This is a genomic window from Bacillus sp. UMB0893 (assembly GCF_002858905.1).
Lineage (GTDB): Bacteria > Bacillota > Bacilli > Bacillales > Bacillaceae > Bacillus_P.
Window position 1 is genome coordinate 26,556 of sequence record NZ_PKLB01000016.1, and the last position, 15,058, is coordinate 41,613.

The following is a 15,058-nucleotide window of genomic DNA, read 5'->3' on the forward strand; positions in this document are numbered from 1 at the left end:
GAGCGATTGTGAAAAAGGTTGGTTAATTCTGGTATTAGAGCAAATTTATCAGCGGTTGTCCTGAAAAAAGTGCGTTAATCCTGATATTAGAGCAATTTTTTTACCTGTTGTCCTGAAAAAAGTGCGTTAATCCTGGTATTAGAGCAAATTTATCAGCGGCTGTCCTGAAAAAGTTGCGTTAATCCTTGTATTAGAACAATTTTATCAGCGGTTGTTCTGAAAAAAGTGCGTTAATCCTAGTATTAGAGCAATTTTATCAGCATTTCCATCAGAAAAGAACGTCAATCGTCGATATGATCATAAAAAGCATACCACCTGCAATGTGGTATGCTGATTCCTATGTTATTCCTTCGAAAACCTCTCCCAGGACTTTTGATATTCATCAAGCAATTGATTTCGGTCCAATTGTTTTCCGACATAGAGCTGAGTGGCGGCTCCAAATTCTTCTCTTATACCTACAGGGAAGTCAAACCAATTTGAAGGGACTGTTTTACCTTTTTTGTAATTTAGGAGCGTTTCTTCAGCGAGCGGTCCTAAATCATCAGACTTAATGTTATTAAATGCAGGGATAAATTTAAATTTTTCCGTCATGAATCGTTTGCCTGTTTCAGACGAGACCATCCAATTCAAGAACTTTTTCGCTTCTTTTTTCTTTTCAGGTGTTGTTTGTTTGTTCACTGCCCAATAATTCGGAACATTGACAACCAGGGTTTCATTTACAGGCTGATCATTAATTGGAATTGGCATAAATCCGATGTTCATATTCGGCGAAGCTTGATCAATCATGGGCTGAATCCAGTTGCCTTGCTGAATGATCGCTGCTTTTCCTGATGTGAATAAATTGACTTCCATTGTGTAATCCGTTGTCAGCGGGTTGTCGTTTCCATATTTTATGGTTAGATCTAGTAAATTAAGCAGATCATTAAATTTTTGATTCGTATCGATTTGTTCCGTGCCGCTATTCAGATTATTAATAAAAGCTGCTGGATCCTCCTGCTGGGCAAACGCGATATTCATTAGGTGGTCGCCTAATTTCCAGTCTTCATAATATCCTGTTGCGAAGGGAATAAAGCCTGCTTTCTGCAATTTTTCGGCCGCTTCTGTCAATTCTGATAGTGTCTTAGGCAGTTCGTTTATGCCGGCTTGCTTAAATAGATCCTTATTATAAATAAATCCATATCCTTCAAGGTTGATTGGCATCCCGTAAATGTTACCGTCCAATGACACTGGAGCTAACGCATCTTTATAGGCGTGTTCAACCCAGGGCTCGCCTGAAAGGTCCTCCAAATAGGTCTGCCACAGCTTGACATTTTCGTAGCCGGTGTTTGTAAAAATATCCGGACCAGTGCCGGTCGCCATTTCAGCTTTTAAATCGGCTAGATCATCCATCGCACCGCCAACAGTGTGGACCCTGATCTTAACATGAGGATTTTCCCTTTCGTAAGCAAGTGTCATCTCTTCAAATTGGGTCGAGATTTCTACTTTTGGATTCCTTACATCCAAGGTGATTTTTCGCTCTGCCTTTTCCGGTCTTTCGGGTGAAGCTTCATCTGCTGTTTGACATGCGGAAAGAGACAGGCTCACTATTCCAATTAAAAAGGTGGATAGTATCTTATTTATCATCAAGTCACCTCTTTGGATTGTCTTCGCTGTTCCGGAACTCAAATGGTGTTTGGCCAACGACTTTTTTAAATAGTTTTGAAAAGTAGATTTCATCCTGATAGCCGAGCATGACAGAGATGGAGTAAATACTTTTTCCAGTTTCTTTTAACCATGTTTTTGCCTGATCGATTCTCAGCTGAGTGATGTATTTGGACAGGGTCATTCCGGTTTCTTGTTTAAACTTTCTTGAGATATGCTCGCGGCTTAAAAAAAACACATTTGATAACTTTTCCAGACTTAAATCTTCCATGTAATACATTTCAACATATGAAACAATGTCTTCCATGCGGCGGGCAGCATCTATATCGTTCAGCTGGTGGATGGATCTGAACTTTTGTTGCTCCAGATCTTTTTGCAAGGACTGAAACGAACTCCTGATATCTGCTAGAGATTCCAATGGCTCACCAGTAACAAGTCGTACAGGAATATCAAACTGCTTGCTGATCCACTCTTCGACGGACAGCCATTGATCGCTTATCGTGATGACAAGGCACAGGTTTAGTTCAGTCTGAAGAGAAAATGCATTTCCTAATTTCCGTTCCATAAGCTCATCTGCAAGTAGCTGGATATATGGATCAGGATGGTGCATTTGGTAGAAGGAGAGTAAAGTGAGTTCATATCCATCAGCTTTTGGAAGAAACTCCGCTATTCTGCTTGCATCTGAAGGTTCCCCGAGACAAACCGCTGTTACTAGCTGGTTTCTCCGCAGCTTTTTTACATCTTCATATACACTAGCTTCTTCGAAGTCATCCTTCCAGGCTTGTACGGACTTTTCCAAAGTGTGATTGAATGCTTCTGCTTCAATTGGCTTCAGCAGGTAATCAAAGCTGCTGTGCTGAATCGCTTTTCGCATAAACGAGTAGTCATCATAACCGGTAATTAAAATCACTTTGCCCTGATAGGAAATGGAATCGAGCCACTCAATCAGCTCGATTCCGCCCATACCAGGCATTTTCACGTCTGTAAAGATAATCTCCGGACGTTCCTTCTCAATCAGCATTTTTGCTTCATGGCCATTTTTGGCTTCTATCAGCTTGGTTATGCCGTATTTTTCCCACTGACCTAAATGACGTATAACGTCCCGTACATTAAATTCATCATCAACTAGCAAAGCTTTCACAGTGAACATCTCCTTACAAGAATTGAGCAGCTTTCAATTGTCATTTTTAGAATCATGTCAAAGCCTTGACCCAATAGGAATGATCATGTCTACTGAAAATCCTTGTCCATTTATCGAGTTCACTTCAATTCCTGCGCTTGGACCATAATTTAGAAGCAGCCTGCCATGAATATTTTTCAACCCGATATGCTTATGTGAATAACCTTCGTTAGCTGGTGCATATATATGTTCTCTTAGTGTCTTAAGCTCTGCATCGGTTAGACCCGGACCATCATTTTCTACAGTGATGTGCAGATATTCTCCTTGTTTTTCTCCAGAGATTGATAAATGAGCGTTAGAGAAACCTTCTTCATAAGTGTGTTTAAAGAAATTCTCTGCGAGGGGCTGCAGAATCATACTTGGTATGGTCATATCCATGATGGACTCATCAATTTCAATAGAAAAGCTTATATTCTCTCCAAAACGTTCTTTTTGAAGAGTTAAGTATGCTATTACATAATCTATTTCTTCTCTAATCATCACCCATTGATCAGCCTGAATAGAGTAGCGCATCATTCTGGATAATGATGTGAGTAATTCATAGACCTTTGGTGCATTTGAACGCAGGGCAACAGCACCTATCGATTGTAAGGCATTAAACAGGAAATGGGGGTTTACTTGTGATTTTAATGCCCTGAATTGGTTTTTCCTGTTTTCAATTTCAAGTTTATATTCTCGGTCAATGTGAGAATTGATTCGGTTCATCATTTCCTTTATATGTTTTTCGAGATGGCCGATTTCATCTTTTCTGCTGTCATCAAAAGGGACATTCATATTTCCGCCTTCAATAGAACGGACTTTGTCGCTCAGCTGCTTTATTGGACGGGTAATTCTGTTTGAAATAATCCCGATCATTAAGAGACCTAATAACCCTACGCCTATTCCAACAAGTATATTGGTATATGCGGTCTTTCTTACATCATCATATAACGCCTGACTGGAGGTTATCTTAATTAGTTTCCATTCATTCAGTGAACCTGATAAGGTTTTGGATAAAATAATATCTTCATCGTGACGATTTTTTGTCCGATCCAGCTGCTGTTTCATTTCTGGAGAGAGTGGTTTTCCAATCAGGGCTGATTCATTTGCATACATGACACGATCTTTCGAATCAATAAGCAAAACAGAGGACTCGTCTCCCTGGACAAGATTATTGCATAAACGGGCATATGCATTTAAATCAATGTCAATCGTGATTATTCCAAGAAACTTTTTAGAGAGCACATCCGTTATTTTATGATGAAAGGTCATAACCATCGTTTTGTCCGATTCGGGAATAATGGCAGCGTTATTGTAATTTTCAATGGGGCGGGGCGGCTCAATCATATAACTTGAGTCAGAGTTAAGCAGTTGTTTCATTTGTTTCTGTTTCAATAGTCCGGGCTGAGATTTCCGTGCGCTGATTATCGCATTATAAACTGTAAATGTTTCTTTGTTTTTATAGATATAAAAACGCACCTGACGGATTTCGTTTCTCATTAAATAAAAGGTTTCGATGCTTTTTTCCATCGCAATCGGATTAAAATAAATAGAATCTTCAAAGCCGGTGTTAAAAATCCGGAATAAATCAGGATTGCGGTACAGGATATAGGGAAAATCAATCATGTCATCAAAATACTGCTCCAGTTCATCAGCATTCTTCTGAAGCTGCTCACGGCTGTTTTCGAGTTCATGCTTTTCTACACTGTTTTTTGTATAGCTGTAGATTAAAAAAACAGATAAGAAATAGGGTAAGACTATGAAAACAAGTAACATGATCAATAAGCGGCTTTGAATGCTTTTCACAGAAGGCACCTCTTTCACTATAGAACCAATTTATTTCATGCCATTGGCAAGCAATATGGTTATTTTACCTGCAAATGACTATTCATATGCTGTTTTCAACAATTGAAAACGCTGCAATCACTGAAAATGAATCGAACATACTAGCAAATGGGTAATTGTTACAACAGGAATTGTTTGAAACCTATCTATTTCTTAAAAACGATTGTGTCAGCAAGAGTAAAAGGATGATAATCTCGTAAAATTCGAGCGGAGTCAAAGACAATTCATTAGAGTGAACATTTCCAGATGACGTTATTAGAGAGTAAAGGATGGGTTAAAATTTCTCATTGAATCTGATACAAATTATGTGCAACGCAAAAAAATCACTGAAATCCAGTGGTCTTAAAAAATTTACATAGTAAGCTTAAAGATACATTAAATAGTATATTTACCCATTTATAGGTACTGTTAATCTATTTTTAGCTTTACTAGTCAGAAAGTTATACCTGTTCTCACTGACAGCTGTGAACATAGACTTATTTCCGCCATCCATTCCAATCATTTATGTAAAAACCTTCCTTATTCCTATAAAATAAAAGATAACAATTGATTTGATGCCATCCATTAGGAGGACAACTAAGTGAACCGGAAAAATAAACTAATCATATCCAGCTTGGGTTTTTCATTACTACTTGGAGGGTGTTCTGATATGAATAATGCAGGTACTGAAAAAACTACCGATAAACAAACGGCAGCACAAGAAGCAACTCAGACTGAAGATGTTTTCGTGAGTGTTCAAGATTACAAGGGTGAAGGCTACGAACTTGATAACGGCGAAAAGACAGACAAAATTGCCGAAGACAATCGGGAAGAGATTGATGAAGCAGTGAAGGCGTTCTTCCGGGATACATATAAAACAGAGGTGAAAGTGCACAACATAGTAGGCGCTGTTGATGGAGCTACTGTATTTGTAGAGTCAATTGGGGAGCCGCATTTTTATACATTTGCTATTGTGCCAATAGATATTAAGGAAGAGAAGGTTATAACTGATCAGGTCTGGTCGCAGGAAGGTCAGGTAGAAGATGCTATTATGACGGGCTTATTCGCTATGATTTTTGATGAGGAAATAGCTGTCCTAGATAAGTATTTGGAAAAAGTGGTAAGTGAAAATGAGGTTACTGGTATTACTGAAGAGGCTTTGCAGTACGTGCAAGCAGGCGGATACAGTACACCATACTACTATATTGATACCACAAGTGACAAGTTTAATCCCCTTCTAGAGGAGTATTTGAAAAATCCGGATAAAAGCAAAAAAGAATGGAAAGCTGTGTTCGATGAAAGCATGTATATTCCAGAAGATATTATTACAACAGTCTATCTATATATGACAGAAGAAGGAATGGAACCTGATAAAGCTGTTTTTGATCAGATTGTTTCTGATATTGAAAAAATGGAAGGTTTAGCGAAAGGAAGCTACAGTGTAATCCTTAATGACAATTTAATAGATAAGAGAAATGCAGACGGTACTAAAGACAATACTCTAGAGAGGTCTTACCCAGAATATATTGTTAAAGAATAGCAAGAGGGTGTGAAAAAATGGCTTCCGTATCAACGAATATTTCAACTCCTACTGATGATAAAGATCTTGTAGAACTCTCTGGATATCACGCTTATTTAAACTACAAGGTCAATAATAAAGTAAATGTTAACGGAAATAATTACTTGGTGATTGATAAGGTTGATAACCCTGTTACCGGACTGAATGCTCTAACAGTTGTGAACATGGAAAATAAAGAAATTTCCATCGTCTACGTCGGCACAGACCCTGGACAAAAACAGGATATCCTGACAGATATCCAGCTAATGAGCGATTTAACACCCGCTCAGATTGCTGATGCCAGAAATTATTTCAATGAGATGGATAAAAAGTATCAGAGTGCCGGAGGAATTAAGTCGATTTCCGGAAATTCCCTCGGCGGGGCGCTCGTTGGGTCAGTCGCCACCCAACACCCTGATGTAAAAGCTGTCACCCTAAACCCTGCTCTCCTGCCGGAGGGTATGATGGATCCAGCCAAGAAATATGATAATATCACCAATTATTTCAGCAGCTATGACGCTTTAACAAAAGGATTGTCTGCTCTTGACCTTCATACACGAATTCCTGGTCATCAGTATGAAATCTTCAATGGAATTCCTGTACCTTCGTTTGGACATATAGGGACTAATCATACAGGTTATCTCAAAAATGATGATGGTTCTCAATCCTATAAAATTGGGATACCAGGACAGCCTGGAGCGGGAGAAATTTTTATAGATGCCGATGCACACATCGTGACTAGCCTTTGGACGGGGAGTCCTCTCTATGGAGGGAATACAGAATACATTGAAATTAATAAGGAAAATCTTCTTTTGCTTGCTGAACGTCTTGAAAGTCATGTTAAGGCAAGGCTTGATACAGCAAACCTCTACCTTGCCCATTCAGTGGACATCGTTGAAGATGAGGGGAGCAGGCTGTATGAACGGATTACCAAGCTGCAGGAAATTTTTGAGGAGTCATTTGAAAACTTGATTGGGGATCCTCTTTTCGCGGGAATTACAGCTGCAGGCAGTCTTTTAAAAGGAGAAATAGATGATCTGATATCGCTTCTCGACCAGGCCGAAAGCTGCTGCAGATCTCTGAACTCTGTTTTAAATTCCCCTCCGGCAGAACTGGTGGAGCACTTGTTTAAAATAGAGTTCAGTGTTGAAGGATTATTTGGAGAAGCGAGAAACCAGCTGTATGAGATGAAGGCTGAAGTTGACGGGCTCTCAAAAGTGCTTGCAAATATGATTTCTGAGCTCATTCCCGAACTGTTCAAAGGCGGAACCGACCTTTGGTATGACGCAGTAGTGGGTGAACTTAGAGCACATTATGGCATTATAAATGGCAACAAAGATAAGCTTATTAATCAGATTTTCGAATTTAAGACCCAAATAGAGGGGACTGCATCGTCATTTGAGAGCAGGGACCATTCCATTGGGGGAAGCATAAGATCAGGTAGAGATATACCAGATGCGGCGGGGCCTGTCCAAAAAACAACCGCACTTGTTTTAGAGGAATCTCCTTATCTAAAAGTAAGAATGCGAATCAAGGAGGTGCAGCTTGACCTTGCTTTCAATACGTTCACAGGATTTGCTTACACGCAGCTTTTTCCATGCCTTGTTGCTTTGGAGGCTCTTACCGTTATCGTGGAAGCTACCCTTGAAAGCATCTCTTCAGCGATAAAAGGGGCGGCTCATCTTGGTATGAACTACACGCTGCCAGGGAAATTGATTGGTATGTTTACTGATTTTGACGACAAAATCACAGCCTTTGTACATGATGCGTTAAAGCCCTTGGATGATATGGCGGCTACAATCGAAGGGATCCGAGAAGGTGCTGGAAGGCTCATCATTCAATTCCCATCCCTCCTTGCAAATTTCAGACCCTATCTCGATCAAGCCATTTTCAATACTACGAGTTATGCAAATGTCCAATTATACAATCTGGCAGCCTTCTCCATTCTTAGAGAAATGGAAATGACCTTTACAGATGTAGTCACTCAGCTTGGCCAAAACAAGGCGAATGCCATTGACACCCTTTGTGAGGTCTCAGAAAAGGTGACTGCCAATATGGGTATTTTAGGAGAACAAGTCGATCGCGGAACAATCAACTAAACGTATAAACTGACATGAAAGGCGCTTCTATCCAGAGAAGCGGCTTTTTCTCATTTTTAACCTGCAGAAAATGTGCTAAAAAAGTTTCCTTTCTATCATTCCGGATATTGTTAAAAGAATATTAAAAATCACTAGTGTTGCACTAATTAAATCTGATGATTCGAAATAACTTGTATTTAGATGAGGAGTAGATAAAATGCTCTTTTCTGCATTTTCGTTTCATCAGAGGCTGTAAACGCAATGCTACTTGTTTCATATTTAACCCCATTTGATTACGTTTGGAAAAGTTGCGAATCTATCATCATGATTATTCAGATGAATTTGAAAAGACAAAAAAGGCACCAATTCTGTGCCTTTTTATTATGGACAAATAAAAAGGGAATTCATCATTTCTATTACCAAGTGAAAAAGATAAAATATTCCATTTAAATATTCTAAATTTTCAAAATATAATTTGTTTGGTTTGTTTTTGTATGTTATTATCAAATAAACGAACATAAACGAACATAAACAAACATTATTATTCATAAAGTAACTTTAAATGAGTTAAGATCACATTGAAAGGAAGGGGATTGTAAGGGGAATTATTGATAAAAGGCTAAAATGACTTGAAATTTGGGTAGAAAAGGCTTAGATCATGGAATGGCTCGTGCACTTGGGAAATTTGGGTAAATTATCGTCGTGAGTGAGGAGAGGTGAATATATTTGGAACTTTACAAGCAAACGATAGAGGAATTTAAAAATTATAAACCTGCACTGACAAAAAGAAATGATTTTGATGATTTTTGGGACCAAACGATTCATTTGTCAAATTCGACACCTCTTGATGAGTCAGTAGAACATGTGGATTATCCCATAAAAGAGGTGTTGGTTTACAAAGCAAGGTATAAAGGGATCGACGGGACCCCTGTTCATTCCTATTTTATATTACCCAGAGAGAGAAACGAAACTCTACCTTGTCTGATTCGTTTTCATGGGTATGGTGGAACTAAAGGCACTCCTGCTCAATATATGCATTGGTTGATTCAAGGATATGCAGTCCTAGCCGTTGACTGCAGGAGTCATGGAGAAACTGGCGATGAATCTGATTATACGATTGGGAGTGCAGGCTCATGGGCAACACAAGGGCTTCTTGATAAAAAAGAATATTACTACTATAAAGTATTCACAGATGCCAAAAGAGCCGTTGACTTTGTTATAAATCGTCCGGAAATTGATCCAGACCGCGTAGGAATAATTGGTGCAAGCTTTGGCGGGGGAATAAGTTTAGCTGTTGCAGCATTGGATCACCGTCCAAACTTGGTGATTGCAGATGTCCCAAATATGTGTAATATCGAGCTCGCAATGCAGCAAAAATTAGAAGGCTCACTCACTTATATTGAAAAGTATATATCAAGATACCCTGAACAAGTAGAGAAGGTGTTAGATACATTGTCTTACTTCGACAATCTTAATCTAGCTAACCGTATACAAAAAAGAGTAAGTGTGTCTGTCGCCTTAAACGATACGATTTGCCCTCCTAAATCAATTTTTGGTGTATATAATCAAATCACATCAGAGAAATCACTGATTGTTCATCCTTTCTCTGGTCACGATGCACCAGGGACTGCTCATCATGTAAATCAAACACTCGAGTTCGTAAGGAGGCATTTGTAGTGACAAATGTAAACATGCAGCCCTAAACTTTTATTTGATAGGACTGTTTGTTTACTGCTAATTTCGATCATCATGATTTCATTTTTTGTATGCGCTTTCATCTTGGTAGCTATAAATTAATTTAAGGGCATTATTTAAGCATGGTTGATTAAAATGACCCCAACCAACTCAGTCACATTATTATGGTTGTTTTCCCTCTCTTCTATAAGGCATGAAAGTTACAGGCATTGATTAATACCGGATAGCCGCAACACAACAACATGCACAAACGTGAATCGCTCAGAGAGGACGCTACCACCTTTCATACGTATTACTTTGAAGTGGAAACAGAAGAGCCGAAGATGGTATGACTCATCAAGGATATTACGATTCTTCTTGTAAGTCCTTGGGACAGACGTGGGGAATTATGTTTTTCTACATAATTATTAGTACGTCCAACAAAACAAAGATTATCAAAATGGCTGAAAATTTGGCAATCTACTATTTGAAACGTCTCAGAGAAGAGTACCTTTACTGGGACCTATCATTTATTGATAAGCAATGATGAAAGTGATAGAGCTTCTTCATATACATTGTACAGGTGATTTTAATTAACTTACAGAAATTTTATCTTTGCAAAGTTGATAATAGAGAGGGAAAGCAAATGCGGAACTCTTTTAAATCAAGAAGTTATTAAAATCATTACTTTACAAATTTTACGAACTTGCAAAGATCAGCTAAACGCGGAATAAAGTACTATTGCCTCAATGAACTTGCAGACCCTCCTTACTATTTTCGTTTAATAAAAAAATTTAAAGGGGAGCTTTTGATGATTAAAAAAGTTCTGTGTTTTTTCCTCGTTTTGATGTTGTTCAGTGCTGCTCTACTTGCGGGATGCAATGTAGAGGAATCAAGTAAGAATTCTAAAAAGACAACTGTAACGTTAGGTTATTATTCTTCGGGTTCGACAGATGCCAGTATGAAAGAAGTAATAAAAAATTTCCAAGAAAAAAATCCGAATATCGAGATTAAAACGCAAACAGCACCTTATGGACAATTCTTTCAAAAGCTGGATACACAGATAGCCGCAGGAAGCCAGCCGGATATTTGGCTTTCAGATGGTGTGTATGTCCAAAAATTTGCTGAAAGAGGAGCAATTCGTGATTTAACTCCGTGGATTAAAGAAAATCTTAACCCTGATGATTACTTTGGTTTTGAATATAATAAGGATGCAAAAGAGAAGTACTGGGCGGTACCAGAAGGAATTCAGATTGCAGCTTTGTTTTACAACAAGGACATGTTTGACAAAGCAGGAGTGGATTATCCTACCGAAGACTGGACTTGGGATGATTTAAAGGAAATCGCCGCAAAACTGACAATTGACAGCACAGGAAAAACAGCGGAAGACTCCGGGTTTAACCCTGACTCTGTACAGCAATATGGTTTTTCATTTTTTAATATAACAGAAGGCTGGCTCCCCATTTTGGGTGCCTTCGGTGGTGATGTACTAGATGAGTCGATGAAAAACTCTGTAGTTAACTCAAAAGAAAATAAAGAAGCATTAAATTGGATAGTTGATGGTATGGAGAAGGGGGTCATTATTGATCCTTCCGATCTAAAAAGCTTCCAAAGTCCTTTTTCTCCTTTCCCTAGCGGAGGAGCAGCAATGGTTACTGGAATTTATGCAAGAACGATGGCAGCAAATGAAGCAGGTATCAATTATGATGTAACATTGCTTCCTAAAGGACCATCAGGCGAGAGAGCAAGTTCGGTTATTGCTAACTCTTGGGTAATCAGCAGCAAAACAGACGATGAAAAAGCGGAGGCTGCATGGAAATTCATTGAAAACTGGGTGACCAACGATGAAGTACAAAAAGAATGGGCAAAACTAGGGGCGGCAGTGCCGGCGAAAAAATCCGTTGTAAACTCTGATGCATTCTTAAATACAGGTGATAAGCCGGAAAACAAACAGGCGTTTATAGATAGCTTTGATTCCGCAAAAACACTTTATACGAACGCTGTATGGAATGAATGGAATCAAAAATTTACCGATAGTATTTATCCAGCTTTTAGAGGAGAAACCACGGTTGAAGAGGCGTTGAAAAACGCTGATAAGGAAATTCAGAAGGTTTTAGATGAATTTTATAAAAAGTGATCGAGGTGACGAGTCAAAAACAATAAAGAGAGAGTGACGTTGGATGCAAACAAACAATGAAGTGAAACAGCATGATTTCGAGTTAACCCATGTTACCAGAGAGAAGAGAAGAAAATGGGGAAGTAATGATCGCAAGTGGGGACTAATAATGGTCTCCCCTTACCTTTTCCATTTAGTTTTTATTGCAATCACATTTTTCACCTCGTTTTATTTTAGTTTTACTGAATACGATTTACTTACAACTCCAGAATTTACCGGCCTTCGAAACTATGAAAAACTAATTTACGAACCATTGTTCTGGAAATCGTTTTGGAATACCGTCTATTTTACAGTTTTATTTGTTCCCTTGCAGGCGATTATAGCACTCGTATTAGCTGCTGCCCTAAACCAGAAACTCAAAGGATTAAATTTATTTAGGATGTCCCACTTCATTCCGGTCATATCATCCTGGGCTGTCATAAATTTTGTCGCTGATGCCATCTTTAATCCGCGATTCGGGTTGGCGAATGAGATATTAAAGAATTTTGGCTTTCCAGCACAACAATGGTTGAATGATGAGACCATTGTTATACCTCTTCTAGTATTCATTGCTGTTTGGAAGGGCGTTGGTTACATGATGATTATTTTCCTTGCCGGGTTGCAAAATATACCCGGAGAGCTTTATGAAGCTGCAGATATTGACGGGGCAGGTGTAATAAAAAAATTTTTCAAGATCACGATGCCGCTTATTTCAGGCACTACATTTTTAGTATTAATTTTAAGTACCATTTCAACGTTCCAGTCTTTTGAACAGATATATGTAATGACAGGCGGTGTTCACGATGTTGGGCAAATGGGCGGACCAAACAATGCCAGTCTAGTGTTAATGCTATATTTGTATCGCGAAGGTTTCTCATTCTTAAATATGGGCTATGCTTCTGCCATTGCCTGGGTGCTATTTATCGTTCTCCTGATGTTTACCATGATTCAAGTTGCAATGCAAAAGAAGTGGGTGTACTACGATAAATAGACGAAAGGAGAGACATCTTATGCAACATCATTCCCTGGCTAAACGGTCAATTGCTTATATTATTATCGGGATTAGTGCACTCATTATGGTCGTGCCGTTTTTAACAGCACTATCCAATTCGTTAAAAACTTACGCTCAATATACGAAAGTTCCTCCAGAGTGGATTCCAAATCCAATACAATGGAGCAATTATGTTGAAGTGTTTAAATTATCGGACTTTGGCCAGTACACTATAAACAGTACAATTGTTTCGGTAATAGCCATAATAGGAACTATTCTTTCAAGCTCTATGATTGCCTATGCCTTTGCGCGTCTTGAATTTCCTTTTCGAAATACGCTGTTTATTATTGTACTTGGAACAATGATGATTCCACAGGTTGTGACGATCATTCCGCAATTTATTATTTTTAAGGAATTAGGCATGTTAGATACATTAACTCCGCTATGGATTTTAGAATGGTTTGGTCAGCCTTTTGGGATCTTTCTTATGAGGCAGGCATTTATGAATATACCTCGAGATTATGAGGAAGCCGCGAAACTTGACGGTTGTAATCCGTTTCAAACGTACTTGAAAATTTTTATGCCGATGTGCAAACCACACCTTGCCACACTTGCCATTTTTACTTTTATGTCAAAATGGAATGAAATATTGGCACCTGCAATCTTTATCTCCTCAGAAGAAAATTATACGCTGCCTTTAGGGGTCCTTTCACTTGGCGGTCAGTGGTATGGCAATGAGCAATACATGGTCGCAGCAGCACTAATGAGCTTGGTACCCATCTTAATCGTCTTTTTGTTCGCGGAAAAATACTTCGTTCGTGGCGCCAGCTCATCAGGGTTGAAATAGGACTTAGTTATGAAAGCGTATACAATTGCAATCGTTGGGGCGGGGTCTATTTTTCAACATCATGTTTTAGCAATTAGCAATATTGCAAATCTGGAACTTGTAGCGGTGGCTGATCTTAACTCAAGCAAATCCAGTATGATTAAAGAGTGTGGTCTCAATTTTTACACAAATTATAAGGTTATGGTGCACAGAGAGAAGCCAGATGCTGTCATCATTGCATTGCCGCATTACCTACATAAACAAGTTTCTGTTTGGTGTGCCAACCAGGGTTGTCATCTTCTTGTGGAAAAACCAATGGCGATATCTTATGTGGAATGTGAGGAAATCATGAGAGCTTCCCAAAATAATAAGGTGGTCGTCATGGTTGCAAACCTTCAGCAATACTTTCCAGAAAATATCGCAGTAAAGGATGAAATAACACTTCAACAGCTTGGACCATTAATGATGATTCACGATAAGCGGTTTTTACCGTATTTCCATGAAGATCGGCCAGGTTGGTTTTTTGAGCGGGCAAAAGCAGGAGGCGGTATATTCATGAACCTTGGCGCTCACTCCATCGACAAAATTCAAATGCTAACAGACAGCAAGGTAAAGAAAGTTTCCGCTTCCCTTCATTGGGATGAAAGATACCCTGGGATTGAAGGAGGCGGACTCGTAAGTTTGAGGACGGAAAGCGGGATACCCGCCACTATTTCTCTGTCAGGATACCAAGATTCCTTTGTTAACGAGACTGAGCTAATTTTTCAAAGAGGGATCATAAAGCTGCAAACCGGAGCAGGAGCCCAGCTTTATCAGCATCAAAAGTGGCGGTCCCTTAAGATTCAAAGAAAAGATCCCTTTACAGCCCTTTACAATAGTTTTCTTCATAATATAACAAGTCCTGAAAATAATAAGGCTACTGCCACGTATGCCATGCAAATCATGAAGGTGATTGAGTGTATCTACAACTCTGATAAAATAAAAGGTGAAATCACGCTATGAATTGATACAAGATCTTCCCTTTTGTGAAAAATAGGGTCGTATTATCTGTAAATGTATACCGATAAAAAAAGGAGCATTCCTGTTAGAAGGATTTTCGGGCACTTGAACAAAAAAGAGCCCTCTTGGTATGATACGGGGTGTCAAATCGTG

The 15,058-nt window shown here is 38.9% G+C and carries 10 protein-coding genes; 7 read left to right on the forward strand and 3 right to left on the reverse strand.

The genetic code is table 11. From position 1 onward, the window contains the following. Nucleotides 1-342: 342 nt before the first annotated feature. The 3 genes from CYJ36_RS22955 to CYJ36_RS22965 are packed head-to-tail and all read right to left on the reverse strand — an operon-like array spanning nucleotide 343 to nucleotide 4,606. The gene (locus CYJ36_RS22955) at nucleotides 343-1,623 is read right to left on the reverse strand and encodes an ABC transporter substrate-binding protein (RefSeq protein ID WP_101569500.1); all 1,281 of its coding nucleotides are present in this window, start codon (nucleotides 1,621-1,623) and stop codon (nucleotides 343-345) included. Between the two features lie 4 nt (nucleotides 1,624-1,627). Then, complete coding sequence (locus CYJ36_RS22960; protein ID WP_101569501.1) at nucleotides 1,628-2,782, reverse strand: response regulator; 1,155 nt, start codon at nucleotides 2,780-2,782, stop codon at nucleotides 1,628-1,630. A 57-nt stretch (nucleotides 2,783-2,839) separates the two neighbouring features. Further along, nucleotides 2,840-4,606, reverse strand: a complete 1,767-nt coding sequence (locus CYJ36_RS22965; RefSeq protein ID WP_101569502.1) for a sensor histidine kinase — start codon at nucleotides 4,604-4,606, stop codon at nucleotides 2,840-2,842. A gap of 619 nt (nucleotides 4,607-5,225) precedes the next feature. Here CYJ36_RS22965 and CYJ36_RS22970 point away from each other — a divergent pair. The 7 genes from CYJ36_RS22970 (at nucleotide 5,226) to CYJ36_RS23000 (ending at nucleotide 14,908) form a co-directional block, all read left to right on the forward strand. Beyond that, on the forward strand, nucleotides 5,226-6,164 hold the full coding sequence (locus CYJ36_RS22970) for a DUF1672 family protein (protein WP_101569503.1): 939 nt from the start codon (nucleotides 5,226-5,228) through the stop codon (nucleotides 6,162-6,164). A 17-nt stretch (nucleotides 6,165-6,181) separates the two neighbouring features. Then, entirely contained in the window at nucleotides 6,182-8,281 is a 2,100-nt protein-coding gene (locus CYJ36_RS22975) for an SA1320 family protein (RefSeq protein ID WP_101569504.1), read from the forward strand. Nucleotides 8,282-8,986: 705 nt separating this feature from the next. Next, nucleotides 8,987-9,937, forward strand: coding sequence for an acetylxylan esterase (locus tag CYJ36_RS22980; protein ID WP_180850545.1), 951 nt, complete (start codon nucleotides 8,987-8,989; stop codon nucleotides 9,935-9,937). A gap of 808 nt (nucleotides 9,938-10,745) precedes the next feature. Beyond that, nucleotides 10,746-12,071 carry an ABC transporter substrate-binding protein gene (locus CYJ36_RS22985; protein WP_101569506.1) on the forward strand — a complete coding sequence of 442 codons (1,326 nt, stop codon included), beginning with the start codon at nucleotides 10,746-10,748 and terminating at the stop codon, nucleotides 12,069-12,071. 43 nt (nucleotides 12,072-12,114) lie between these two features. Next, nucleotides 12,115-13,080: a carbohydrate ABC transporter permease gene (locus CYJ36_RS22990; protein ID WP_180850547.1), complete on the forward strand. Its 966-nt coding sequence runs from the start codon at nucleotides 12,115-12,117 to the stop codon at nucleotides 13,078-13,080. A gap of 19 nt (nucleotides 13,081-13,099) precedes the next feature. Next, nucleotides 13,100-13,927, forward strand: coding sequence for a carbohydrate ABC transporter permease (locus CYJ36_RS22995; RefSeq protein ID WP_101569507.1), 828 nt, complete (start codon nucleotides 13,100-13,102; stop codon nucleotides 13,925-13,927). Nucleotides 13,928-13,936: 9 nt separating this feature from the next. Next, on the forward strand, nucleotides 13,937-14,908 hold the full coding sequence (locus tag CYJ36_RS23000) for a Gfo/Idh/MocA family protein (RefSeq protein ID WP_101569508.1): 972 nt from the start codon (nucleotides 13,937-13,939) through the stop codon (nucleotides 14,906-14,908). The last annotated feature ends 150 nt before the right edge of the window (nucleotides 14,909-15,058 follow it).

Excerpts from the sequence above, each read along its gene's own strand:
- CYJ36_RS22955 (WP_101569500.1), bottom strand. The coding sequence starts at position 1,623 with ATGATAAATAAGATACTATCCACCTTTTTAATTGGAATAGTGAGCCTG.
- CYJ36_RS22975 (WP_101569504.1), top strand. The coding sequence starts at position 6,182 with ATGGCTTCCGTATCAACGAATATTTCAACTCCTACTGATGATAAAGAT.
- CYJ36_RS22985 (WP_101569506.1), top strand. The coding sequence starts at position 10,746 with ATGATTAAAAAAGTTCTGTGTTTTTTCCTCGTTTTGATGTTGTTCAGT.
- CYJ36_RS22990 (WP_180850547.1), top strand. The coding sequence starts at position 12,115 with ATGCAAACAAACAATGAAGTGAAACAGCATGATTTCGAGTTAACCCAT.
- CYJ36_RS22995 (WP_101569507.1), top strand. The coding sequence starts at position 13,100 with ATGCAACATCATTCCCTGGCTAAACGGTCAATTGCTTATATTATTATC.
- CYJ36_RS23000 (WP_101569508.1), top strand. The coding sequence starts at position 13,937 with ATGAAAGCGTATACAATTGCAATCGTTGGGGCGGGGTCTATTTTTCAA.